The 24,651-nt window shown below is 70.1% G+C and carries 23 protein-coding genes; 20 read left to right on the plus strand and 3 right to left on the minus strand.

Going from position 1 to position 24,651, the window contains the following annotated elements; translation table 11 throughout:
* Window positions 1-108 precede the first annotated feature (108 nt).
* The 19 genes from ACEWX3_RS12185 to ACEWX3_RS12275 all read left to right on the plus strand — a co-directional run bounded on the left by ACEWX3_RS12185 (window position 109) and on the right by ACEWX3_RS12275 (window position 21,213).
* On the plus strand, window positions 109-543 hold the full coding sequence (locus ACEWX3_RS12185; RefSeq protein ID WP_207066839.1) for a division/cell wall cluster transcriptional repressor MraZ: 435 nt from the start codon (window positions 109-111) through the stop codon (window positions 541-543).
* Window positions 518-1,642 (plus strand): 16S rRNA (cytosine(1402)-N(4))-methyltransferase RsmH, encoded by a 1,125-nt coding sequence (gene rsmH / locus ACEWX3_RS12190; RefSeq protein WP_374159526.1) that lies wholly within the window; start codon window positions 518-520, stop codon window positions 1,640-1,642. Before ACEWX3_RS12185 ends, rsmH begins: the two co-directional genes overlap by 26 nt.
* A complete protein-coding gene (locus ACEWX3_RS12195; RefSeq protein ID WP_374159527.1) occupies window positions 1,639-2,817 on the plus strand; it encodes a hypothetical protein in 1,179 nt (392 codons plus the stop codon). The genes rsmH and ACEWX3_RS12195 overlap by 4 nt, the downstream gene beginning before the upstream one ends.
* Window positions 2,814-4,766, plus strand: coding sequence for a penicillin-binding protein 2 (locus ACEWX3_RS12200; protein WP_207067022.1), 1,953 nt, complete (start codon window positions 2,814-2,816; stop codon window positions 4,764-4,766). The genes ACEWX3_RS12195 and ACEWX3_RS12200 overlap by 4 nt, the downstream gene beginning before the upstream one ends.
* A 76-nt stretch (window positions 4,767-4,842) precedes the next feature.
* Complete coding sequence (locus ACEWX3_RS12205) at window positions 4,843-6,363, plus strand: UDP-N-acetylmuramoyl-L-alanyl-D-glutamate--2,6-diaminopimelate ligase (protein ID WP_374159528.1); 1,521 nt, start codon at window positions 4,843-4,845, stop codon at window positions 6,361-6,363.
* Window positions 6,360-7,868, plus strand: coding sequence for a UDP-N-acetylmuramoyl-tripeptide--D-alanyl-D-alanine ligase (murF, locus tag ACEWX3_RS12210; protein WP_374159845.1), 1,509 nt, complete (start codon window positions 6,360-6,362; stop codon window positions 7,866-7,868). The genes ACEWX3_RS12205 and murF overlap by 4 nt, the downstream gene beginning before the upstream one ends.
* Window positions 7,865-8,944 carry a phospho-N-acetylmuramoyl-pentapeptide-transferase gene (gene mraY / locus ACEWX3_RS12215; protein WP_152517614.1) on the plus strand — a complete coding sequence of 360 codons (1,080 nt, stop codon included), beginning with the start codon at window positions 7,865-7,867 and terminating at the stop codon, window positions 8,942-8,944. Before murF ends, mraY begins: the two co-directional genes overlap by 4 nt.
* Window positions 8,937-10,400 carry a UDP-N-acetylmuramoyl-L-alanine--D-glutamate ligase gene (murD, locus tag ACEWX3_RS12220; RefSeq protein ID WP_374159529.1) on the plus strand — a complete coding sequence of 488 codons (1,464 nt, stop codon included), beginning with the start codon at window positions 8,937-8,939 and terminating at the stop codon, window positions 10,398-10,400. Before mraY ends, murD begins: the two co-directional genes overlap by 8 nt.
* Before the next feature lie 5 nt (window positions 10,401-10,405).
* Window positions 10,406-11,905, plus strand: a complete 1,500-nt coding sequence (gene ftsW / locus ACEWX3_RS12225; RefSeq protein ID WP_374159530.1) for a putative lipid II flippase FtsW — start codon at window positions 10,406-10,408, stop codon at window positions 11,903-11,905.
* Between the two features lie 146 nt (window positions 11,906-12,051).
* Window positions 12,052-13,209 carry an undecaprenyldiphospho-muramoylpentapeptide beta-N-acetylglucosaminyltransferase gene (gene murG / locus ACEWX3_RS12230; RefSeq protein ID WP_374159846.1) on the plus strand — a complete coding sequence of 386 codons (1,158 nt, stop codon included), beginning with the start codon at window positions 12,052-12,054 and terminating at the stop codon, window positions 13,207-13,209.
* A gap of 50 nt (window positions 13,210-13,259) precedes the next feature.
* Window positions 13,260-14,690 (plus strand): UDP-N-acetylmuramate--L-alanine ligase, encoded by a 1,431-nt coding sequence (murC, locus tag ACEWX3_RS12235; RefSeq protein ID WP_374159847.1) that lies wholly within the window; start codon window positions 13,260-13,262, stop codon window positions 14,688-14,690.
* Window positions 14,687-15,625, plus strand: coding sequence for a cell division protein FtsQ/DivIB (locus ACEWX3_RS12240; protein WP_207067025.1), 939 nt, complete (start codon window positions 14,687-14,689; stop codon window positions 15,623-15,625). The genes murC and ACEWX3_RS12240 overlap by 4 nt, the downstream gene beginning before the upstream one ends.
* Window positions 15,626-15,855: 230 nt before the next feature.
* A complete protein-coding gene (gene ftsZ, locus ACEWX3_RS12245; protein WP_207067026.1) occupies window positions 15,856-17,025 on the plus strand; it encodes a cell division protein FtsZ in 1,170 nt (389 codons plus the stop codon).
* Window positions 17,026-17,045: 20 nt separating this feature from the next.
* Window positions 17,046-17,828: a peptidoglycan editing factor PgeF gene (gene pgeF / locus ACEWX3_RS12250; RefSeq protein WP_374159531.1), complete on the plus strand. Its 783-nt coding sequence runs from the start codon at window positions 17,046-17,048 to the stop codon at window positions 17,826-17,828.
* On the plus strand, window positions 17,807-18,694 hold the full coding sequence (locus tag ACEWX3_RS12255) for a YggS family pyridoxal phosphate-dependent enzyme (RefSeq protein ID WP_374159532.1): 888 nt from the start codon (window positions 17,807-17,809) through the stop codon (window positions 18,692-18,694). Before pgeF ends, ACEWX3_RS12255 begins: the two co-directional genes overlap by 22 nt.
* Window positions 18,691-19,353 carry a cell division protein SepF gene (locus ACEWX3_RS12260; protein ID WP_374159533.1) on the plus strand — a complete coding sequence of 221 codons (663 nt, stop codon included), beginning with the start codon at window positions 18,691-18,693 and terminating at the stop codon, window positions 19,351-19,353. Before ACEWX3_RS12255 ends, ACEWX3_RS12260 begins: the two co-directional genes overlap by 4 nt.
* A 125-nt stretch (window positions 19,354-19,478) precedes the next feature.
* Complete coding sequence (locus tag ACEWX3_RS12265) at window positions 19,479-19,769, plus strand: YggT family protein (RefSeq protein WP_207067029.1); 291 nt, start codon at window positions 19,479-19,481, stop codon at window positions 19,767-19,769.
* A 229-nt stretch (window positions 19,770-19,998) separates the two neighbouring features.
* The gene (locus tag ACEWX3_RS12270; protein WP_207067030.1) at window positions 19,999-20,811 is read left to right on the plus strand and encodes a DivIVA domain-containing protein; all 813 of its coding nucleotides are present in this window, start codon (window positions 19,999-20,001) and stop codon (window positions 20,809-20,811) included.
* A gap of 42 nt (window positions 20,812-20,853) precedes the next feature.
* Window positions 20,854-21,213, plus strand: a complete 360-nt coding sequence (locus ACEWX3_RS12275) for a phage holin family protein (protein WP_207067031.1) — start codon at window positions 20,854-20,856, stop codon at window positions 21,211-21,213.
* Between the two features lie 16 nt (window positions 21,214-21,229).
* Here the strand turns inward: ACEWX3_RS12275 and ACEWX3_RS12280 are convergent, their stop codons facing one another.
* Window positions 21,230-21,895 carry a phosphoribosyltransferase gene (locus ACEWX3_RS12280; protein WP_221358690.1) on the minus strand — a complete coding sequence of 222 codons (666 nt, stop codon included), beginning with the start codon at window positions 21,893-21,895 and terminating at the stop codon, window positions 21,230-21,232.
* A 125-nt stretch (window positions 21,896-22,020) separates the two neighbouring features.
* On the opposite strand from ACEWX3_RS12280, the gene ACEWX3_RS12285 reads away from it, so the two are divergent.
* Window positions 22,021-23,370 (plus strand): TIGR01777 family oxidoreductase, encoded by a 1,350-nt coding sequence (locus ACEWX3_RS12285; protein ID WP_374159534.1) that lies wholly within the window; start codon window positions 22,021-22,023, stop codon window positions 23,368-23,370.
* Here ACEWX3_RS12285 and ACEWX3_RS12290 read toward each other — a convergent pair.
* Both ACEWX3_RS12290 and ACEWX3_RS12295 read right to left on the minus strand, forming a co-directional pair.
* Complete coding sequence (locus ACEWX3_RS12290; protein WP_221358692.1) at window positions 23,352-24,074, minus strand: gamma-glutamyl-gamma-aminobutyrate hydrolase family protein; 723 nt, start codon at window positions 24,072-24,074, stop codon at window positions 23,352-23,354. The two genes, ACEWX3_RS12285 and ACEWX3_RS12290, sit on opposite strands and share 19 nt — an antisense overlap.
* 97 nt (window positions 24,075-24,171) lie before the next feature.
* On the minus strand, window positions 24,172-24,582 hold the full coding sequence (locus ACEWX3_RS12295; RefSeq protein WP_221358694.1) for a CBS domain-containing protein: 411 nt from the start codon (window positions 24,580-24,582) through the stop codon (window positions 24,172-24,174).
* Window positions 24,583-24,651 lie beyond the last annotated feature (69 nt).

Here is a 24,651-nt window from a genome sequence, read left to right on the forward strand (position 1 = left end):
GCAGAAGTATTTGGCGCAGAGTGGGGGATTGTGGGGTAAAGTGGCGGACAACGGAGCAACCGGGGTTCCGTACAGAGCGAGGCTTCAGCAGGTCTGCGAGGTGGCGAGATGTTCTTCGGCACCTACACGCCAAAGCTCGACGACAAGGGGCGACTGACGTTGCCCGCCAAGTTCCGCGACGCGCTGGCAGGAGGGTTGATGGTCACCAAGAGCCAAGATCACAGCCTGGCTGTCTATCCCCGTGCCGAGTTCGAGGCGATGATCGCCGAGATCTCCGGCAAGGCGAAGCGTGGTAATCCCCAGGCTCGCGCCTATCTGCGCAACCTGGCCGCCAGCACGGACGAGCAGTACCCCGACAGCCAGGGCCGGATCACCCTGTCGGGCGAGCACCGGCGCTACGCGAACCTCACCAAGGAGTGCGTGGTGACGGGTTCGATCGAGTTCCTCGAGATCTGGGACGCCCAGGCCTGGCACGAGTACCAGGAGCTTCACGAAGAGAACTTCTCCGCGGCCAGCGATGAAGCACTCGGCGACATTCTGTGACCCGGCCACAGGCCCACAGGCCCGTGCAGGGTGGCCTCTGCCCGAACCGGCCCTGACGTACTTCCCCGACGTCAGGTCCGCGAACTCGGACAGGGACCACTCTGCAGGGGCCGCCCCAACCCCTCAGGCTGCTGCCATGCTGGATGACGAGCCCCACATCCCGGTGCTGCTCGACCGGTGCGTCGAGCTGCTCGGCCCCGCCCTGACCCGCGCCGGCCACGATGCCACCCTCGTCGACGCGACCCTCGGTGCCGGCGGGCACGCCGAACGCTTCCTGAACCAGTTTCCCGGGCTGCACCTGGTCGGACTCGACCGCGATCCCGATGCGTTACGCATCGCAGGAGGTCGGCTGGCCCCGTTCGGTGACCGGGTCACATTGGTGCGCACCCGCTACGATGACCTGGCCACCCGCCTCACTCATCTCGGCCGCGACGTCGACGCGATTCTGTTCGATCTCGGCGTCTCCTCCATGCAGCTGGACCGGCGCGAGCGGGGCTTCTCCTACTCGGCCGACGCGCCGCTCGACATGCGGATGGACCCCGATTCGGAACTGACCGCTGCGGTCGTTCTCAACACCTACGGGGAGAAAGAGTTGAGCCGGCTGCTTCGCGAGTACGGTGAGGAGCGCTTCGCCGGTCGCATCGCCGCCCACATCGTCCGACGGCGTGCCGACACCCCGTTCACCCGTACCGGCGAACTGGTCGAACTTCTCTACCAGGCCATTCCCGCGCCGGCCCGGCGCACCGGGGGCCACCCAGCCAAGCGCACGTTCCAGGCGTTGCGCATCGCCGTCAACGCTGAGCTGGAGTCGCTGCGGCGCGCGATACCGGCGGCGCTGACGGCTCTGCGTCCCGGCGGCCGCATCGCGGTGATGGCGTACCAGTCGCTGGAGGACCGGATTGTCAAGGCGGAGTTCGCCACCGCCACCGCGTCCCGCACACCGCCCGGGTTGCCGGTCGAGTTGCCCGGCCACGGGCCGGAATTCGTCTCCCTCACCCGGGGTGCGGAACGGGCCTCGGCCGACGAGATCGAACGCAATCCGAGAAGCGCTCCGGTTCGGCTGCGTGCACTGGAAAAAGTTGGGGGACAGAAGCGATGAAGGCGAAGAAGCCGGCCCGCGCCACGACAGCACGATCCGCGCGCAGCCGCGAGGAGGTCGCCCGCTCGCGGGCCGAGACCAGGAAGAAGCAGACTCCGCGGCGGGGCAAATCGGTCCGCGAGAGTTCCCGGTCGGGGGCCGACCCCCAGCCGCGGGGTCGAAAGCAGACCCGCGAGAGCCGCCCCAACCGGTCGGCTCCTCGCACCACGCCGATTCAGCGTCCGGCTGACCATCCGGCGCGGCCCAAGAGCGCCAGTCAGGCCAAGGCGCGCGCCAAGGCCCGCAAAGCCAAAGCACCCAAGGTCGTGCGCCCTCCGTTGCGGCAGCGGATACTCGTCCGACTCTCCTCCGTCGAACTCGACCCCCGTCGGCTCGTCGCCCGGGTGCCCTTCGTGGTGCTGGTGATCGGTGCGTTGGGACTCGGACTCGGGGTCACCCTGTGGCTGTCCACCGACGCCGCTGAACGGTCCTACCGCCTGGGCAACGCCCGCGAGCTGAATCAGGCTCTGCAACAGCAGAAGGAAGCGTTGGAACGCGACGTCCTCGAAGCCCAGGCCGCTCCGGCGCTGGCCGAGGCTGCGCGCAACCTGGGCATGATCCCGTCCCGCGACACCGCGCGCCTGGTTCAGGATCCGGCCGGCAACTGGGTCGTCGTCGGCACACCCAAGCCGGCCGAAGGCGTGCCTCCGCCCCCTCTGAACACGCCGTTGCCTGAGCCTGCACCTCCCGCGCCGGCCGCACCCCGCGTGGTACAACCGCTCGAGGTACCCGTCCGGATTCCGGCGCCGACCGGCGCGTTGAACCTGCCGGTGCCGGGGTCGCCGGCCACGTTGCCGCCGGCCGGAGTGCCGGGAAGCGAGGTGCCGCACGCGGTGACCGGACAGCTGCCGACCCCAGGCCCGAACGTGAGCTCGCCTCCCCAGGCGCCGGTGGTCGGTGCTCCGCCTGCCGCACTCCCTGCGCCCGGCGCCGGCGCACCGCACCTGCTGCCCGCACCCGCGGCGGTGCCCCCCGCACCCGCACCCGCGCCCGCGGCCGTGGCCCCCGCCCCCTCGGCCCCCGCACCCGAGGTCCCCGCGCCTGGGGCGGTGCCCCCCGCCCCGGCTGCAGCACCCCCTGTACTCGAGCCGGTTACCCCGGCCCCCCTTCCGGCTGTGCCGGACGCACCCGCATGAGTCGCGACTCCAATCGCGGCGAGCGCAGCGCACCGCGCGCCAGATCCGCCAGGAAGCCCAACTCGTCGCCCAACCAGGAGCGCTCGGCGCGGTCGCGACGGACCCGGCAGGCCACGCCGCCGCAAAACGGTCTGCGTAGCGCCTCGTTCGTGTTCCGGCACCGGACGGGCAACGCCGTCATCTTCCTGCTCCTGGTGATCGCGGCTGCCCAACTCTTCACCCTGCAGGTTCCGCGTGCCGACGGACTGCGCGCCGAAGCCGCCGGACAGCTGAAGGTCACCGACATCGATCCCGCGCTGCGCGGATCGATCGTCGACCGCGACAACGACAAACTGGCCTTCACCATCGAGGCCCGGGCCCTGACATTCCAGCCCGTCCGGGTGCGCAAACAGTTGCAGGAGGCCTTCGACGAGGCTCAGGCCGACGGTGCCGATGCGGTGGACCCGCAACAGCGTCTGCGCGACATCGCCGCCGAGGTCGCATCGAAGCTGAACAACAAACCCGACAGCGCCACCGTGCTCAAGAAGCTGCGCAGTGACGAGACGTTCGTGTACCTGGCTCGTGCGGTCGACCCGGCGATCGCCGACGCGATCACCTCCGACTACCCGGAGGTCGGCGCTGAACGCCAGGATCTGCGGCAGTACCCCGGTGGCGTGCTGGCGGCCAACGTCGTGGGCGGCATCGACTGGGACGGGCACGGTCTGCTCGGCCTCGAGGACTCGATGGACGCGGTACTGGCCGGCACCGACGGCTCGGTCACCTACGACCGCGGATCAGACGGCGTGGTGATCCCGGGTAGCTACCGCAACCGGCATGACGCCGTGAACGGTTCCACCCTGCAGCTCACCCTCGATGACGACATCCAGTTCTACGTCCAGCAGCAGGTCCAGCTCGCCAAGGACGCTTCCGGCGCCAAGAACGCCTCGGCAGTGGTCCTCGACGCCAAGACCGGCGAAGTGCTGGCGATGAGTAACGACAACACCTTCAACCCCGCCCAGGACATCAGCCGCCAGGAGAATCGTCAGCTCGGCAATCTCCCGGTCACCTCGCCGTTCGAACCGGGGTCGGTGAACAAGATCGTTACCGCCGCCACGGCCATCGACATGGGGCTGACCACACCCGACGAGGTGCTGCAGGTGCCGGGCTCGATCAACATGGGCGGCGTCAACGTCAAGGACGCCTGGAGTCACGGGGTGATGCCCTACACCACCACGGGGGTGTTCGGGAAGTCCTCCAACGTCGGCACGCTGATGCTGGCTCAGCGGATCGGCCCGGAACGCTACGCCGAGATGCTGCGCAAGTTCGGGCTCGGGCAGCGCACCGATGTCGGGTTACCCGGCGAGAGCGCCGGCCTGGTCCCGCCGATCGATCAGTGGTCGGGCAGCACATTCTCCAACCTGCCGATCGGTCAGGGCCTGTCGATGACACTGCTGCAGATGACCGGCATGTACCAGGCCATCGCCAACGACGGGGTGCGCATCCCGCCGCGCATCGTCAAGGCCACCATCGAGCCGGACGGCACCCGCAGCGAGGAGCCGCGCCCGGAAGGTGTTCAGGTGGTGTCGGCGCAGACGGCGCGGACGGTGCGCGACATGTTCCGATCGGTGGTGCAACGAGACCCGCGCGGCATCCAGCAGGGCACCGGCCCCCAGGCTGCCGTCGAGGGCTACCAGATCGCGGGCAAGACCGGCACTGCCCAGCAGATCAACCCGGGCTGCGGGTGCTACTACGACGACGTCTACTGGATCACGTTCGCGGGCATGGCCCCGGCCGACGAGCCCCGCTATGTCATCGGCGTGATGCTCGACGCGCCGCATCGGGCCGCCGACGGCAGCCCGGGCACATCGGCGGCGCCGCTGTTCCACAGCATCGCCTCCTGGTTGCTGCAGCGCGAGAACGTGCCGCTGTCGGCCGATCCGGGCGCCCCGTTGATTCTGCAGGCCGACTGAGTGCGGGTGCGATGACCCTGGATTCGCGCCCGGAATAACGGGGTCGCGCAACCCCGCCCGGTACTGTGTCAACGCCATGAATCTGCGCCCTACTCACCCCGTCGGTCTGCCCCTCGACGCGGTCGCCGAGTTGGTGTCTCCGGGCGCGGCCGCTGCAGCCCGCCGGGACGTCACCGTCACCGGGGTGACGTTGCGCGGTCAGGATGCCCGCCCGGGTGACCTCTTCGCGGCGCTGCCCGGGGCTCGCTCTCACGGGGCAATTTTCGCCGCCGATGCGGTGGCCGCCGGGGCCGTCGCCGTGCTGACCGACGAGGCCGGGGCCGCCGAACTCGGCGACCTGGGCACCCCGGTGCTGGTTCACCCGTCGCCGCGCTCGGTGCTCGGCAGCGTCGCCGCCGCGGTGTACGGCGAGCCGTCGACGAAACTGCGCGTCATCGGCGTCACCGGCACATCGGGCAAGACCACCACCAGTTACCTCGTCGAAGCCGGGTTGCGGGCGGCCGACCGGGTGGCCGGACTCATCGGCACCGTCGGCATCCGCATCGACGGACGCGACGAGCCCGCCACGCTGACCACCCCCGAGGCCCCCGATCTGCAGGCACTGCTCGCGGTGATGGTGGAGCGTGGCGTGGACACCGTGGTGATGGAGGTGTCCAGCCACGCGCTCACACTGGGTCGGGTCGACGCGGTGTCCTTCGCAGTCGGCGGATTCACCAACCTGTCCAGGGACCACCTGGACTTTCACCCCACCATGGAGGACTACTTCGAGGCCAAGGCCCGGCTGTTCGACCCCGCGTCGAGCACACACGCGGCGGAATCGATCGTGTGCATCGACGACGACTGGGGCCGGACGATGGCGAAACGCGCGCACCGCGCTGTCACCGTCAGCACGACCGGACCCGCCGACTGGCGGGTGGAATCGGTCGCCACCGACGGGCAGGGCCGACAGGATTTCGTGGTCGTGGATCCCGCCGGAGTGCACCACACCCTGCAGATCGGCCTGCCCGGGGCGTTCAACGTGGCCAACTGCGCGCTGGCAATCGCGCTGCTCGATGCCGTCGGCGTCTCCCCGGAGCAGGCCGCTCCGGGGCTCAAGAATGCGACGGTGCCGGGCCGGTTGGAGCCGGTGGACCGCGGCCAGCAGTTCTTGGCCGTGGTCGACTACGCGCACAAGCCCGGCGCCCTGCGCGCGGTCCTGCAGACGCTGCGTGACCAGTGCCGTGGCCGCCTGGCCGTCGTGGTGGGTGCGGGCGGAGATCGCGACCCGGGTAAGCGGACACCGATGGGCGAGGTCGCCGCCGAGCTGGCCGACCTGGTCGTCGTCACCGACGACAACCCGCGCAACGAAGACCCCGCCGCGATCCGAGCCGCCGTGCTGGCGGGTGCCTCGGCCGCGCCGGAGCTCGTCGAGATCGGTGACCGCCGCGCGGCGATCGCCTACGCGGTGGCGTGGGCCGAGCCCGACGACGTGGTGCTGATCGCCGGCAAGGGCCACGAGTCGGGGCAGACCAGCGGTGGTCAGACCCGTCCGTTCGACGACCGTGACGAGCTCACCCGTGCGCTGGAGGCTCAGATGACGTGGGGAGCACGCCCATGATCGCGTTGACGTTGACCGAGGTCGCCGACATCGTCGGCGGCCGCCTGGCCGACATCACCCCGGAGGCCGCGGCGCGCACCCGTGTCACCGGCACCGTGGAGTTCGACTCCCGGGCGGTGACGCCCGGCGGGCTGTTCCTGGCGCTGCCCGGTGCCCGCAGCGACGGACACGATTTCGCGGCGGCTGCGGTGCACGCCGGGGCGGTCGCGGTCTTGGCGGCCCGGCCCGTCGGGGTGCCGGCCATCGTGGTCGATCCGGGCGCGCACCCCGGCGCTGCCGATGCGGGGGCCGGTGTGCTGGAACACGACGCCGACGGCTCCGGCGCCGCGGTGCTCGCGGCGCTGGCGCGGTTGGCCAAAGCCGTGGCGGCCCGGCTGGCGGCCGGGGGGCTGACCATCATCGGGCTCACCGGGTCGTCGGGCAAGACCTCGACGAAAGATCTCATCGCCGCAGTACTCGCCCCGCTGGGCGAGGTGATCGCACCTCCGGGATCGTTCAACAACGAACTGGGCCACCCGTGGACGGTGCTGCGCGCGACCGAATCCACCGATTTCCTGGTGCTGGAGATGTCGGCTCGGCACCCGGGCAACATCGCGGCGTTGGCCGACATCGCGACGCCGTCGATCGCGGCCGTGCTCAACGTCGGCACCGCTCACCTCGGCGAGTTCGGTTCGCGCGAAGCCATTGCTGCGACGAAATCCGAACTACCACAGTCTGTTCCGTCGTCCGGGGTGGTCATTCTCAACGCGGACGACGCCATCGTGGCCGCCATGGCAGCCAAGACGGCGGCCCGGATCGTGAGGGTGGGCAGAGCCGGTGGCGACGGGATCGACCTGTGGGCCGACGGGGTCACCCTCGATCCGCTCGCCCGCGCGCAGTTCACGCTTCACCACGCCGGTTCAACGGTGCCGGTCTCGCTGGCTGTGCACGGCGACCACCAGGTGTCCAACGCGCTGTGCGCGGCCGCCGTCGCGCTCGAATGCGGCGCCACCCTCGAGCAGGTGGCGACCGCGCTGGCCTCCGCAGGCCCCGCCTCGGCGAACCGGATGCAGGTGAGCACCCGCCCCGACGGCGTGACGATCATCAACGACGCCTACAACGCCAATCCCGACTCGATGAGCGCCGGCCTCAAGGCGCTGGCGTGGATGAGTCGGGACGGTGCGTCCCCACGACGCAGTTGGGCGGTGCTGGGAGAGATGGCCGAGTTGGGGGAGGAGGCGATATCCGAGCACGACCGCATCGGCCGGCTGGCGGTGCGCTTAGATGTCAGTCGACTCATCGTCGTCGGAACCGGGAGGCCTATGAGCGCGATGCTCCATGGAGCGGTCATGGAGGGCTCGTGGGGATCCGAGGCCACTGCGGTCGCCGACGCCGAAGCCGCGCTGGATCTGTTGCGCGCCGAACTGCGCCCGGGTGACGTCGTGCTGGTCAAGGCCTCCAACTCGGCCGGGCTGGGGACGCTGGCCGACACGTTGGCCGCCGAGGGTGCAGGGGATGCCGGATGAGACAGATCCTCATCGCCGTCGGGATCGCCCTGGCGGTCTCGATCCTGCTGACCCCGGTGCTGATCCGGCTGTTCACCCGGCAGGGGTTCGGCCACGAGATCCGCGAGGACGGCCCGCCCAGCCACCACAAGAAGCGCGGCACCCCGTCGATGGGCGGGGTCGCGATCGTGGCCGGTATCTGGGCCAGCTACTTCGGAACGCATCTGGTGGGCGTGCTGATCGACGGCAAGGGCCCGTCCGCATCGGGTCTGCTCGTGCTGGGCCTGGCCACCGCGCTCGGTGCCGTCGGATTCCTCGACGACCTGATCAAGATCCGCCGATCCCGCAACCTGGGGCTGAACAAGACGGCCAAGACCATCGGCATCCTCGTGGCCGCCGTGTTGTTCGGCCTGCTGGCGCTGCAGTTCCGCAACGGTGACGGGCTGACCCCGGGCAGTGCGGAGTTGTCCTACGTCCGCGAGATCGCCACGGTGACGTTGGCGCCGGCGGTGTTCGTGTTGTTCTGCGTGGTCATCGTGTCGGCATGGTCGAACGCGGTGAACTTCACCGACGGCTTGGACGGCCTGGCCGCGGGCGCGATGGCGATGGTGTGTGCGGCGTACGTGCTGATCACGTTCTGGCAGTTCCGCAACGCCTGTGCGACCAGCCCCGGCGTCGGCTGCTACAACGTGCGGGACCCGCTCGACCTGGCGATCATCGCGGCCGCCACTGCCGGGGCGTGCATCGGGTTCCTGTGGTGGAACGCCGCGCCGGCCAAGATCTTCATGGGCGATACCGGGTCGCTGGCGCTGGGCGGCATCATCGCCGGGCTGTCGGTGACGAGCCGCACCGAGATGCTGGCGGTGGTGCTCGGTGCGTTGTTCGTCGCCGAGGTGACCTCGGTGGTCGTGCAGATCCTGGCGTTTCGCACCACCGGCCGGCGGGTGTTCCGGATGGCGCCTTTTCACCACCATTTCGAGCTGGTGGGCTGGGCCGAGACGACGGTCATCATCAGGTTCTGGCTGCTCACCGCCATCGCCTGTGGTCTGGGTGTGGCTCTGTTCTACAGCGAGTGGCTGACCACCGTCGGTGCCTGAGGTGCCCGAACTCCCCGAACCCGGTAGTGCGGTCCTGGTCACCGGGGCCGGCGTCACCGGCCGCGCCATCCTGACCGCCCTGGCTCCGCTCGGGGTACGCGCCACGTTGACCGACGATCGGCCCGCGGCGCTGGCCGAATACGCACGGCAGGGCGTAGCGGTGGTCGACCCCGCCGAGGCGACCGCCGCGATCGCCGACTTCGCGCTGGTGATCACCAGCCCCGGGTTCCCGCCCACGGCGCCGATGCTGGCCGCCGCCCGGACGGCGGGCGTGCCGGTGTGGGGTGACATCGAGCTGGCGTGGCGGCTGGACCGGTCGGGGCGTTACGGGGCGGCGCGGCAGTGGCTGGTGGTGACCGGCACCAACGGTAAGACGACGACGACGTCGATGCTGCACGCGATGTTGCAGGCAGGTGGCCGGCGCGCCGCGCTGTGCGGCAACATCGGCGAACCGGTGCTCGACGTGCTCGACCGCCCGGTCGACGTGCTGGCGGTCGAGCTGTCCAGCTTCCAGCTGTACTGGGCGCCGTCGTTACGCCCGGACGCCGGCGTGGTGCTCAACGTCGCCGAGGATCATCTGGACTGGCACGGGTCGATGGACGCCTACGCGCAGGCCAAGGCGCGCGCACTGACGGGGCGGGTGGCCGTGGGCGGGCTCGAGGACGCGGTGGCGGCGCGGTTGCTGGCTGCCGCGCCGGCGCCGGTGCGGGTCGGTTTCCGGCTCACCTCTCCCGCCGTGGGGGAGGTCGGCGTGCGTGAGGGCGCGCTGGTGGACAACGCTTTCGCCGACGAGCTGGTGCTCGCGCCCACCTCCACCATCCCCGTGGCGGGTCCGGTCGGGGTGCTCGACGCGCTCGGCGCGGCGTGCCTGGCGCGGGCCGTCGACGTGCCCGCCGCTGCGATTGCCGACGCGCTGGCCGGCTTCCAGGTGGGCCGCCATCGGGCCGAAGTGGTGGCCGTCGCCGACGGCGTCACCTATGTCGACGACTCGAAGGCCACCAACCCCCACGCGGCGCAGGCTTCGATCAGCGCCTACCCGCGGGTGGTCTGGATCGCCGGCGGCATGCTCAAGGGCGCCTCGGTCGACGAGATGGTCGCCGCCGTGCGCAGCCGGCTGGCGGGCGCGGTATTGATCGGCCGGGACAGGGCCATCGTGGGCGAGGCGTTATCGCGACACGCACCGGATGTCCCCGTCGTAGAGCTGGTGACAGGGGAGGATTCTGGGGTGCTTGAGAAACCTGAGTCTGGTGATACTCCTGTGACTCGAGTGATCGAGGTGGGCTCGAAACCCGTGTCCGACGCCGTCATGGCGGCGGCCGTCGACGCGGCTCGCGGCTTGGCCGCACCCGGAGACACGGTGTTGCTGGCCCCCGCCGGAGCCTCGTTCGACCAGTTCACGGGCTACGGGCATCGCGGTGACGCGTTCGCCGCTGCCGTGCGCGCAGCGACCAGGTAACCGTCGTGAGCAGCAGCGTACTGGCCCGGCTGCGTACCCGGCGCTCCGAGGCGACGCCTGCCGACGCGGCGCGGCCCGCGGCCGCATCCGGCGGCGCGAGCGACGTCCGGAACCACGGTTCGCGCAACCGCTTCGGCGCGTGGCTGGGACGGCCGATGACGTCGTTTCACCTGATCATCGCCGTGACCGCGCTGCTGACCACCATGGGGTTGACGATGGTGCTGTCGGCCTCGGGCGTGTACTCCTATGACACCGACGGCTCGCCCTGGGTGGTGTTCGGCAAGCAGCTGCTGTGGACCTTGATCGGGCTGGCGGCCTTCTATGCGGCGCTGCGTACCCCCGTGTCGGTGATGCGCCGGTTCGCCTTCACCGGATTCGCCATCACCATCGTGCTGTTGATCCTGGTGCTGATACCGGGAATCGGCAAGGTGGCCAACGGTTCTCGTGGCTGGTTTGTCTTCGCCGGATTTTCCATGCAGCCCTCGGAGCTGGCCAAGATCGCGCTGGCGATCTGGGGTGCGCACCTGCTCGCCGCCCGCCGCATGGAGCGGGCGTCGCTGCGGGAGATGCTGGTGCCGCTGGTGCCGGCCGCGGTGATCGCGCTGGCGCTCATCGTGGCCCAGCCCGACCTGGGGCAGACGCTGTCGATGGGCGTCATCCTGTTGGCGCTGCTGTGGTACGCGGGTCTGCCGCTGCGAGTCTTCCTGACGTCGCTGGGCGCCGTGTTGGTCTCCGGTCTGATCCTCGCCCTCGCCGAGGGGTACCGCTCGGCGCGGGTGCAGTCCTGGCTGAACCCCGCAGCCGACGCCCAGGGCTCGGGCTATCAAGCCCGCCAGGCTCGATTCGCGTTGGCCAACGGCGGGGTCTTCGGCGACGGCCTGGGCCAGGGCACCGCGAAGTGGAACTATCTGCCCAACGCCCACAACGACTTCATCTTCGCCATCGTCGGCGAGGAACTGGGATTCGTCGGCGCCGTCGGTCTGCTGTGTCTGTTCGGCCTGTTCGCCTACACCGGCATGCGGATCGCCCGCCGCTCCGCCGACCCGTTCCTGCGGCTGCTCACCGCCACCGCCACGCTGTGGATTCTGTCCCAGGTGTTCATCAACGTCGGCTACGTGGTCGGCCTGCTGCCGGTCACCGGCCTGCAGCTGCCCCTGATCTCCGCCGGCGGCACGTCGACGTCCACCACGTTGTTGATGATCGGCATCATGGCCAATGCCGCGCGCCACGAACCGGAAGCGGTCGCTGCGCTGCGCGCCGGCCGCGACGACCGCGTCAACCGGCTCCTCCGATTGCCCCTGCCCGCGCCGTACGCCCCGACCCGGGCCGAAGCCGTCAAGGACAGATTGCGGTCTCGTCCCCGCCGCCAGGCCACCCCGCCGAAGAACACCCGCACCCGCCAGAAGCGGCCGGTACCCGCCGCCAAGACCCCGGTCGGATATGGTTCTGGCCAGCGGAAGCAGGGCCGGCGAGCCCGCACACTGGAAGGTCAGCGTTACGGGTGACGGGCAAGTCGGTCCCGGACGGGCAGAAGGGCTGGGCCCACGTGCGAAGCGACGGGGACGACCGGGGGATATCTGGTCCGGCGGGGCAGGAGCGAAGCGACCGGGGGATATCTGGTCCGGCGGGGCAGGAGCGAAGCGACCGGGGGATATCTGGTCCGGCGGGGCAGGAGCGGAGCGACCGGGGGATATCAGTCGTCCTTGCCGGTGGCGGCACGGCGGGCCACGTCGAGCCCGCGATGGCGGTGGCCGACGCGTTGACCATGCTGGCACCGGATGTGCGGATCACCGCGCTGGGCACCGAGCGGGGTCTGGAGACCCGGCTGGTCCCGGCCCGCGGCTACGACCTGCAGCTCATCACGCCGGTGCCGCTGCCGCGTAAGCCGACGGCCGACCTGCTGCGCCTGCCGGGCCGGGTTCGGCTGGCGGTGCGCGAGGTCAGAGACGTGCTCGACAGGGTCGACGCCGACATCGTCGTCGGATTCGGCGGCTACGTCGCGCTGCCGGCCTATCTGGCCGCGCGCAGTGTCCGGGCGCGCCGCCGCGTACCTGTCGTCGTCCACGAGGCCAACGCCAGCGCGGGGCTGGCCAACCGGGTGGGCGCGATGTCGGCGCGCCGGGTGCTCTCCGCGGTGCCCGATCCGGGTCTGCGTCATGCCGAGGTCGTCGGTATGCCGGTGCGTGCGACGATCACGTCGCTGGACCGCGCGGCGTTGCGGGCCGAGGCGCGTGAGCACTTCGGCCTGGCCGAAGACGCGAAGGTGCTGCTGGTCTTCGGCGGTTCGCAGGGCGCCCGCTCGCTCAACACGGCAGTGTCTGCAGCTGCCAAAGATCTTGCAGAACAGGGCATTTCGGTGATCCACGCATACGGCGCGAAGAACACCCTGCAGTTGCGTGAGCCGGCCCCGCACGATCCGCCCTACGTCGCCGTGCCGTACCTGGACCGGATGGACCTGGCCTACGCAGCGGCCGACCTGGCGATCTGCCGCTCGGGTGCGATGACGGTGGCCGAGGTCGCCGCCGTCGGATTGCCGGCGGTGTATGTACCGCTGCCGATCGGCAACGGAGAGCAGCGGCTCAATGCACTGCCCGTGGTCGAAGCCGGGGGTGGGCTGCTCGTCGAAGACCGTTCGCTGACTCCGGAGTTCGTCGCCGACACCGTGGCGGGGCTGCTGACCGATTCCGCACGGCTCGCGGCGATGACGACCGGCGCGGTACTGGCCGGGCATCGCGATGCCGCCGAGCGGGTCGCGCACGTGGCGCTCGAGGTCGCGCGGGCCGCGCGCGAAGAGCGGATCCGACGGTGAGCTCGCTGGGCCGAGCCCCGGATCTGCCGCCCGAACTGCGGCGGGTGCACATGGTGGGCATAGGCGGCGCGGGCATGAGCGGCATCGCCCGCATCCTGATCGATCGCGGTGGGTTGGTGTCGGGCTCCGACGCCAAGGAGTCCCGCGGCGTCATCGCATTGCGGGCCCGTGGTGCGACGATCCGGATCGGGCACGACCCGTCCTCGTTGGACCTGCTGCCGGGCGGTCCGACCGCGGTGGTGACCACCCACGCGGCCATTCCCAAGACCAATCCCGAACTGGTCGAGGCACGCAAGCGCGGGATCCCGGTGATCCTGCGTCCCGAGGTGCTGGCCAAGCTGATGGCCGGCCAGACGACGCTGATGGTGACCGGCACCGCGGGTAAGACGACCACCACGTCCATGCTCATCGTGGCGCTGCAGCACGCCGGGTTCGATCCGTCCTTCGCCGTGGGCGGCGACCTGGGCGAGGCGGGCACCAACGCCCACCACGGCAGCGGCGCGTTTTTCGTGGCCGAGGCGGACGAGAGCGACGGATCGCTGGTCCAGTACAGCCCCGACATCGTGGTTGTCACCAACATCGAAGCCGACCATCTGGACTTCTTCGGCACCGAACAGGCCTATGTGGCGGTGTTCGATGCCTTCATGGAGCGGCTCAAGCCCGGCGGCGTCGTGGTGGTCTGCGTCGACGACCCGGGCGCCGCCGCGTTCGCCGAGCGCACCGCCGCGCTGGGCATCCAGGTGCTGCGCTACGGCAGCAACGCGGCCGCCGGTCGGGTTGCTGACGCCGCCGGTCTGGCTGGTGAACTGCTGGATTGGCGGCAGCAGGGCACCAGTGCAGTGGCCACCGTGCAGTTGGCGGGGGAGGACCGTCCGCGCACCATGCGGCTGTCGGTGCCCGGTCGACACATGGCGCTCAACGCGCTGGGAGCGCTGCTGGCCGCGATCCACGCGGGCGCCGAACCCGATGACGTGCTCGGGGCGTTGGCCGGGTTCGAGGGCGTGCGTCGCCGGTTCGAGTTGGTGGGTGTCGTCGCCGGTATCCAGGTCTTCGACGACTACGCCCACCACCCGACCAAGGTCACCGCCGCCCTCACCGCGATGCGTGGGCTGGCGTCGGAAACCGGCGGTCGCTCGATCGTGGTGTTTCAGCCCCACCTGTATTCGCGGACCCAGGCTTTCGCCGCCGAGTTCGCCACGGCGCTGGACCTGGCCGACGAGGTCTTCGTGCTCGATGTCTACGCCGCGCGCGAGCAGCCGTTGGCGGGCATCAGCGGTGCGAAGATCGCCGAGCAGGTCACCGTCCCGGTGACCTACGTTCCGGATTTCTCGGCGGTACCGGCCCGGGTCGCGGCCGCGGCGGAGGCGGGCGATGTGATCGTCACGATGGGCGCCGGGGATGTGACATTGCTGGGCAAGGAGATTCTCGCCGAGCTGACGGTCAAGGCCAACCGCCGCGCGCCCGGGTCGGGGGCACGATGAGCGAATCGCGCGGCGACGAGCAGGCCACCGACGGGACCGAGCCGCCCGAGGCGCCCGAGCCCACGGCACCGGCGGGAGAGCCGGCAGAGCCGGAGGCGTCGCAACAGGCAGCCGAGGACGTGGAGGGGCCCCGTCGGAGGGCTCGGCGGGAGCGTGAGGCCCGCCGGGAGGCCCAGGCGCGGGCCACCGCCATCGAGGAGGCCCGCCGCGAGGCCAAGCGTCGGGCGCTGGGGCTCTCGACGCAGCAGTCCGGCGCGCCGGGTCGCGGTGCGGTCCGCGGCCTGAAGGTCGTGGCATGGTCGGTGGCGATCGCAGTGCTGGTGGTCGGACTGGGTCTGGTCTTGTACTTCACCCCGATCATGTCGGCCCGCAGCATCGAGGTCACCGGTCTCGGGGTGCTGCCGCAGGAGGACGTTGTCGCGGCCGCGGCCGTGGCGCCGGGGACACCGCTGTTGCAGGTCGACACCGACGCCGTGGCGGGACGGGTGGCGTCGATTCGGCGGGTCGCCTCGGCCCGAGTGCAACGGCAATACCCGTCGACGCTGCGGATCACCGTCGTCGAGAGGGTCCCGGTGGTGGTCAAGGACTATCCCGACGGGGTGCACCTGTTCGACGAGGACGGGGTGGATTTCGCGACCGGACCCCCGCCGCCCGGGGTGCCCTACCTCGACACCGAGAATCCCGGGCCGAACGATCCAGCGACCAAAGCCGCGCTGAAAGTGATGACCTCGCTGCGCCCGGAGGTGGCCGGTCAGGTGGGGAGGATCTCGGCCCCGTCGGTCGCGTCGATCACGTTGACGCTGGTGGACGGTCGAACCGTGGTGTGGGGGACCACCGATCGGACCGAGGAGAAGGCACTCAAGCTGGCTGCGCTGCTGACGCAGCCGGGGCAGACCTACGACGTGTCGAGTCCGGACCTACCGACGGTCAAATAGCCGGCTGGGCCCGTCGGCGGGCCTCGACGGCGCGCACCTGACGCACATCACCGCGAATTTTCTCGTGTCGTGTCGGCGCGCCTGCTCGGCGCCCGTGCGCACCGGCCCTACCGTTCTGTTTGCACCGCACTACTTGACATAACTCTAAGCCTATGGTTGAGGTTGAGGGTTTAGGGGCACGCTCAAGAGGTGCGGAAATGGACCGGGAACATCAGGCAGGAAGGGCGCACATGACCCCCCCGCATAACTACCTCGCTGTGATCAAGGTGGTCGGTATCGGCGGCGGCGGCGTCAACGCCGTCAACCGGATGATCGAGCAGGGCCTCAAAGGCGTTGAGTTCATCGCGATCAACACCGACGCACAGGCGTTGTTGATGAGCGACGCCGACGTCAAACTCGACGTCGGACGGGACTCGACCCGCGGTCTCGGTGCCGGCGCCGACCCCGAGGTCGGCCGCAAGGCCGCCGAAGACGCCAAGGACGACATCGAGGAGCTGCTGCGCGGCGCCGACATGGTGTTCGTCACCGCCGGCGAAGGCGGCGGCACGGGCACCGGTGGCGCACCGGTGGTGGCGACCATCGCCCGCAAGCTGGGCGCATTGACCGTCGGAGTGGTGACGCGCCCGTTCTCGTTCGAGGGCAAGCGGCGCAGCAACCAGGCCGAGGCCGGCATCACCTCGCTGCGCGAGAGCTGCGACACGCTCATCGTCATCCCCAACGACCGGTTGCTGCAGATGGGTGACGCCGCGGTGTCGTTGATGGACGCCTTCCGCAGCGCCGACGAGGTGCTGCTCAACGGTGTGCAGGGCATCACCGACCTGATCACGACTCCCGGCCTGATCAACGTCGACTTCGCCGACGTCAAGGGTGTGATGAGTGGTGCGGGCACCGCGCTGATGGGCATCGGCTCGGCACGCGGGGACGGGCGCGCGCTCAAAGCGGCCGAGATCGCGATCAACTCGCCGCTGCTGGAAGCCTCGATGGAGGGCGCCCAGGGTGTGCTGCTGTCGGTGGCCGGCGGCAGTGACCTGGGCCTGTTCGAAATCAACGAAGCGGCCTCGCTGGTGCAGGACGCCGCCCACCAGGAAGCCAACATCATCTTCGGCACCGTCATCGACGACTCGCTGGGCGACGAAGTGCGGGTCACCGTCATCGCCGCCGGGTTCGATGCAGCCGGCCCCGGACGCAAACCGGTGACCGGTGAGGCGCAGGCTCCAGGAGGCACGGGGAGCACCCCGATCACACCGGGCAAGGCCGGCCGGGTCAGCTCGTCGCTGTTCGAGCCCTCGGATCCGGCCAGCGTGCCGGTGCACACCAACGGCGCCACGGTGCGGATCGGCGGCGACGATGGGGGCATCTCCGACGACGACGTCGACGTGCCGCCGTTCATGCGCCACTGATCGCGTCCTACGGTCACGGCATGGTTGATCGTGCATCCTCCGGCCGCGGGCTTGATCGTGGGTCCTCCGGCCGCGGGCCTGCCCGCGAGTCCGGCCTGCGGGTCAGGCGCGTCACCACCACCCGCGCCGGCGGAGTGTCCAGGCCACCGTTCGACAGCTTCAACCTCGGCGACCACGTCGGCGACGATCCGGCCGCCGTCGCGGCGAACCGACGCCGACTCTCCGCGGCGACCGGGTTGGGTGACGACGGGATCGTCTGGATGAACCAGGTCCACGGCACCCATGTCGAGGTCGTGGCCGACGCCGGTCGCACCTGCGACGCCACGGACGGGTTGGTCACCGCCACACCAGGATTGGCGCTCGCGGTGGTCACTGCCGACTGCGTGCCGGTGCTGCTGGCCGACGCCCGCGCCGGCGTGGTCGGCGCGGTGCACGCGGGTCGAGTCGGCGCGGCGCAGGGGGTCGTGGCCGAGGCGCTGCGTGTCATGGTCGATGCCGGGGCGCGCGCCGAAGACGTGTCGGTCCTGCTCGGCCCGGCGGTCAGCGGCCCCAACTACGAGGTTCCCGACGAGATGGCTGCCGACGTCGAGCGGTCGCTGCCGGGCAGCCGTACCACCACCCGGCGCGGCACCGCGGGGCTGGACCTGCGGGCAGGCATCGCTGCCCAGTTGCGCTCGCTGGGCGTCACCGCCATCGACATCGATCCCCGTTGCACCGTCGAGGATCCCACGCTGTTCAGCCACCGCAGGGATGCGCCGACGGGCCGGCTGGCTTCTCTGGTGTGGCTGGAGCCGCAGCGGTGAACGCGACCGAGCAACGGGAACGGGATCTGGGGGAGGCGCTGGCCGACCTGCGCGCACGCCTGGACCGCGCAGCGCGGGCCGCCGGCCGCGACCCCGCCGACATCGAGTTGCTGCCGGTCACCAAGTTCTTCCCGGCAAGCGATGTGGTTGCGCTGTACCGCCTGGGCTGCACCGCATTCGGGGAGTCCCGTGACCAGGAAGCCACGCAGAAGATCGCCGACGTGGCGAGCAGTGGAGCGGTCGGCGAGGTGCGCTGGCACATGATCGGGCGCATCCAGCGCAATAAGGCCCGGTCGATCGCGGAGTGGGCCTACGCCGCGCACTCCGTGGACACGGTCAAACTGGTCAACGCGCTGGACCGCGCGGCGTCCGACGCGTTGGAGCACGATCGCCGCGACGCGCCGCTGCGGGTGTACGTGCAGGTCAGCCTCGACGGGGACGAGTCCCGCGGCGGGATCGACGTGGCCGCGTCCGAACGGATCGACACCGTGTGTGCCGCCGTCGACGCGGCGGCGGGTCTGCAGTTCGTCGGCCTGATGGCGATTCCGCCGGTGGACGCCGACCCCTACCGGGCCTTCGCCCGTTTGGACGCCGAGCGGCGGCGGGTACAACAGGGCTACTCGCAGCGGCTCGAGCTGTCGGCCGGTATGTCCGGTGACCTCGAGGCGGCGGTCGAACATGGTTCGACATGTGTGCGTGTCGGTACCGCGCTATTGGGATCGCGACCGCTAACGTCACCCGCAGTAGTCACACGAGTCACACCTTCATCACAGACACCAGATTCCACGGAACAGGCTGAGGCCGCCGAGACCTCACAGTCACCCCGCACCACACCAGCTTCACCGCACGAAGGGTCCTCACAATGAGCACACTGCACAAGGTCAAGGCCTACTTCGGTATGGCACCGATGGATGACTACGAGGACGACTACTACGACGACGACGACCGTGCGCCGGTGCGCGGATACCGCCGTCCGCGCGAGGACCGGTTCGAAGACGAGGGCTATGCGCGCGGGTTCGAGGGCATGGGTGCCATGGGCGCCATGGGCGATGACCGCCGCCGCGAATACGACGAGCCCCCCGCCTACCGCGGCGGTTTCGACGATGCCCGGTTCGAGCCCAGGCTGCGTACTCCTCGCGAATTCGACCGCACCCCACCACGATTCGGTGGGATGCGGGGCTCGACGCGGGGTGCGTTGGCGATGGACCCGCGCGGCATGGCCGAACTGTTCGAAGCGGGCAGCCCGCTGGCCAAGATCACCACGCTGCGGCCGAAGGACTACAGCGAGGCGCGCACCATCGGTGAGCGCTTCCGTGACGGCACGCCGGTCATCATGGACCTGGTGTCGATGGACAACGCCGATGCCAAACGGCTTGTCGACTTCGCCGCCGGCTTGGCGTTCGCGTTGCGCGGATCGTTCGACAAGGTCGCGACCAAGGTGTTCCTGCTGTCGCCCGCCGACGTCGATGTGACCGCTGAGCAGCGCCGCCGCATCGCCGAGGCCGGCTTCTACGCCTATCAGTGAGTCCGCCGCCCCGCGGCGACCGGATGCCTGCGCGGCGCCGCGGGTAGGCTGACGGCGGCTGGGACCCCACGGGCCCGGCAGTGCTTTCCACCGTCAGACAATCGTCCTGGAGTGAGGTCGCTCAGTTGGGGCTCTTCTTCTCGATCCTGGGTTTCGCGCTGTTCCTCTTCTGGCTGCTGTTGATCGCTCGGGTCGTCGTCGAGTTCATCCGCTCGTTCAGCCGCGACTGGCAGCCCAGGGGTGCGACCGTGGTGGTCCTGGAGGTCATCATGACCTTGACCGATCCGCCGGTGCGGTTGCTTCGCCGGATCATTCCGCAGCTGACCATCGGCGCGGTGCGCTTCGACCTCTCGATCATGGTCCTGCTGCTGCTGGCCTTCATTGGCATGCAATTGGCGTTCGGCGCCGCGGCCTGAGCGCAGCCCTCTGAACAGCGGCTTTGTGTGTCGACCGGGGCTGGGTCCGAGGGTCGCTCGTCTTCCGCCCCGGTGGCCCGCGCAAGCGGGCAAAGTTGAAATTCGGTCTTAATTATCGGCCTCTTCTGCAACCGCCGGGTCTGGTGTGACAGGATGGACGCCAGTTACCATCCAGCACTGCTTTACACTTTGAGATCGATTGACGGTCCAGACTTCAAGGGGGCAGACAATGCCGCTCACTCCTGCCGACGTGCACAACGTCGCTTTCAGTAAGCCACCGATCGGCAAGCGCGGCTACAACGAAGACGAGGTCGATGCCTTCCTCGATCTCGTCGAGAACGAGCTGGCCCGTCTCATCGAGGAGAACAGCGACCTGCGGCAGCGGGTCAGCGAGCTGGATCAGGAACTCGCCTCGGCCCGCTCTGGCGGTGGCGCCCAGCCCACGCAGACCCTGCCAGTCTACGAGCCAGAGCCCGAACCCGCACCGGCTCCGGAGCCCGCCTACGAGGCCCCGCCGCAACAGCAGCAGCCGGCCGCGGCCACCGAGGACCAGCACCTGCGTGCCGCCAAGGTGCTCAGCCTGGCCCAGGACACCGCCGACCGGCTGACCAACAGCGCCAAGGCAGAGTCCGAGAAGATGCTCGCCGATGCCCGTGCGCAGGCCGACCAGATGGTCACCGAGGCGCGACAGACCGCCGAGACCACGGTCGCCGAAGCGCGGCAGCGCGCCGACGCGATGCTCGCCGACGCGCAGACCCGGTCGGAGACCCAGCTGCGTCAGGCCCAGGAGAAGGCCGATGCGCTGCAGGCCGATGCCGAGCGCAAGCACTCCGAGATCATGGGGACGATCAACCAGCAGCGCACGGTGCTGGAAGGCCGACTCGAACAGCTGCGCACCTTCGAGCGGGAGTACCGGACGCGGTTGAAGACGTACCTGGAGTCTCAGCTCGAGGAGCTGGGCCAGCGTGGCTCGGCAGCACCGGTGGACTCCGGAGCCAACAGCGACGGCGGCTTCAACCAGTTCAACCGGGGCAACAACTAGTCACGTGCGCCACCGTCCCGTCTTGTCCTCCCGGACCGTTCCGTGCTGATCGTCGCGCTGGTACTCGCCGTGATCGGTCTCGCGGCGCTGGTCACCGCTGTGGTGACCAGCAACGAGTTGATCGCCTGGGTGTGCATCGCCGCCAGTGTCATCGGCGTGGTGCTGCTCATCGTCGACGCGCTGCGTGACCGCTCCCGGGCCGGCGCCGACGAGGAATCCGACGCCGAGTCGACCGACGACACCGACATGGTCGAGACCACGTCTGACGTCGAGGACTATCCCGACGAACCGCCGATCGCCGACTATCAGGACGACGCCGTACCGACGGAGAACGAGTCCGACACCGTGTCGGCCGAGCCCAGCTCGACCGAGGGCGACAACGAGGACACCGCCAGGAACTGACGCGGTGCCCGTCGGCTCACTGCGGCGCCGAGACCGTCGGGCTGGCCAGCGCAGCCCGGACTTCGTCGTCGCCGACCTGGTGGAAGTCGGCAAACACCTGACCCACCGCGTGGAAGTCGGCGGGTGTCGTCGAGCAGACCACGTCGTCGGCCTCGTCGCGAAACTCCCGCCACACCGAGGCCGGGCCCACCGGTGCCGCGACCACGACCTGTGCCGCACCGGCCTGCCGCACCGAGCGCGCGGCGGCGACCATGCTGGCTCCCGTCGCGATGCCGTCGTCGACGAGAATCACCGTGCGGCCCGTCAGGTCCAGTGGAGGGCGGCCGCCCCGGTAGACCTGCTCGCGCCGGTGCAGTTCGGCGGTCTCCCGCTCGATGGCGTCCCGGACCTGGTCCGGCCCGATGCCCAGGCTGCGCACCAGGCCCTCGTTGAGCACCACCCCGCCGCCCGTGGCGACCGCGCCCATGGCCAGTTCGGGGTGCTGCGGGACGCCCAGCTTGCGCACCAGGCAGACGTCCAGCGGCGCGTGCAGGTGAGCCGCCACCTCCCAACCGATGGGAACCCCGCCGCGCGCCAGACCCAGTACCTGCAGGTCCCGCCGGCCCCGGTAGCGCTCCAGATCCCGCGCGAGAACCTGACCTGCCTCGTGGCGGTCTCGAAATGTTCGCGGGGTCTCAGTCATGGCACGCTCATCGCCGGATGGTTCACAGTGTTCGCCTCTGCACGGGTACCCGCGCGCTTTCCGGGCAATCCGGTGCGGCAACGGTGACGAATACTGCGCAGACGACACGACAGGTTCGGAGGATCATGGGCATCGAACACGAGAGCCACCTCGATCATCCCGTCGACACCGTGTGGGATTGGCATACCCGGCCCGGCGCGATGCCCCGGCTGGTTCCGCCGTGGCAGCCCATGACCGTGGTGCGGGAGGCCGAGTCGCTCGCCGACGGCGTCGCGGTGCTGGGGCTGCCCGGTGGGCTGCGCTGGGTGGCGCGCCATGATCCGTCGGCTTACGTGTCCCGCAGTCGTTTCGTCGACGAGCTGTCCGCGCAGGGGCCGGCGTCCTGGCCGGCTCGGCTGGTCGGAAGCTGGCGGCACACCCATACGTTCGCCGATGTGGGCGGACGGACCCGAATGCACGACCGGGTCGAGACCATCGTGCCCGAAGCGGCGCTGCGCTCGACGTTCGTCTACCGCCACCGTCAGCTCGCCGACGACCTGGCCGCGCACCGCGACGCCGCCGACGCAGGTCTGGCACCCTCTGTCATCGCGATCACCGGCTCGTCGGGTCTGGTCGGCAGCGCTCTCTCGGCGTTCCTCACCACCGGCGGGCACCGTGTCATCAGGTTGGTGCGCCGTCCGGCGCGCGGTGACGACGAGCGCACCTGGGATCCGCAGAATCCGGACCCCGCTCTACTCAGCGGCGTCGATGCCGTCATCCACCTGGCCGGCGCCTCGATCGCCGGGCGCTTCACCGAAGCCCACCGCGCCGCCATCCGGGACAGCCGCATCGAGCCGACCCGCAAGCTGGCGGTCGCGGCGACGGCCGCGCCGGACGGGCCCCGGGTGTTCATCAGTGCCTCGGCGGTCGGCGTGTACGGCTACGACCGCGGGGACACCCCGCTGACCGAGGACAGCTCACACGGCAGCGGGTTCCTTGCCGACGTCGTCACCGACTGGGAGGCTGCGACGGCGCCTGCGGTCGACGCCGGGCTGCGGGTGGTGACGGTGCGCACCGGCATCGTGCAAGCCGCCGCGGGCGGAACGCTGCGGTTGCTGCGGCCGTTGTTCGCCGCGGGCCTCGGCGGTCGGCTGGCGTCGGGGCGGCAGTGGCTGGCCTGGGTCGGACTGGACGACCTGCTCGACGTCTATCACCGCGCCCTCTACGACGAGCGGCTGACCGGGCCGGTCAACGCGGTGGGACCCGAACCGGTGCGCAACTCCGAGTACACCGCCGCCCTGGCCTCGGTGCTGCACCGGCCCGCGGTGTTACCGGTTCCCGCGCTGGGCCCCCGTGTGCTGCTGGGCGAGCAGGGCGCCCGCGAGCTGGCCGAGGCCAGCCAGCGCGTGCTGCCGGCGAAGCTCACCGCGCTCGGACACCGCTTCCGCCACCCGGACGTCGGTGACGCGCTGGCCCATCAGCTCGGCCGGGACTGACCGGCGACGTGGGTCAGGAAGCCGGCTACCAGCGCCCTGATCCGGGGAGCGACATCATCGGCCAACTCTGTTGTCCGGGTGAGTAAGTCGTCGGCGTTCAGACCCAGCGCGGCGAGCTCACCGACGTCGTCGCCGGTGATCCAGTTCTCCAGCAACCTGACATCGACCTCCGGATGGAACTGCAACGCCAGAGCTCGGCCCAGGGTGAAGGCCTGCGATGCATCCGGGGTTCTGGCCAGCTCGACGGCCCCGGGTGGAAGGGTCCATCGATCGAAATGCCATTGGAACCACGCGCCACCCGGGACGATGTCCGGCCGGGCGCTGGCGGTGTCGAACCAGCCGATCTCCGGGCGCGTCGAGCGCCCGACGCTGCCGCCGAAGGCCTGGGCCAGCAGCTGACCACCGAAACACACACCCAACAGCGCGATCCCGGCCGCCGCGGCGTCACGCACCAGCTGCATTTCGGTGCCCACCCAGCTCGCCCGCAACGCCGGGTCGTACACCGGCCAGCGGGCGCCCAGCGGGACGATGACGTCGTAGCCGTGCGGGTCGGGAAAGACCACGTCGGCGGCAGGGTCGTGGGCGCGGTCGGCGGGGACCACGTCGAAGGTGTCGACGTCGTAGCCGAACTCGCCGAATGCGTCGGCGAGCAACGCCTCGGTCGCCAAGGGGTCGTTGCGCAGAAACAGAACCGTGCGTGTCACCGGCCCATTATCGCGTTCGAGGGGGTGCGCTCGTCGGACCGGCCGCCACTGCCCGGTGCCTGGTGAACGTCAGCCGATCCTGCCGGGTGCCGCCCGCTCAGCCGTCGGCAGCCTCGGAACTGTAGGCGCCCAGCAGATCCCGGGCCGAGACGACCCCGACCAGCGACCCGTCCTGTTCGACCAGGATATGGCGGATGTAGTGCTCCATCATCCGGTTCGCCACCTCGTCGACGGTGTCCTCGGCGCCTGCCCAGACCAGTTTGGTACTGGCGACATCGCCGGCCCGCACGGTGGTCGGATCACTGCCGGCGGCCACCACGCGCACGACATCACGCTCGCTGAGGACCGCCGCGGGGCGTTGCTCGTCTCCGACCACGACCATGCCGACGTCACGGGAGACCAGCGCACGGGCTACGTCGGCGATGGAGGCGTCGGCAGACACCCGTGCCACCGAATCGCCGGTGAGAGTCGAGACCGGGGTGGAGCCAACCAGCGGTATACGTGTCATCCCTTCATGCTGCTCGGTGCGCTCGCCTGCGCCTAGTGACCTCCGTCCCTTCTTCTGGGGATCTCGGAC

The organism is Mycobacterium sp. G7A2, from assembly GCF_041902445.1.
Taxonomy (GTDB): Bacteria; Actinomycetota; Actinomycetes; order Mycobacteriales; family Mycobacteriaceae; genus Mycobacterium.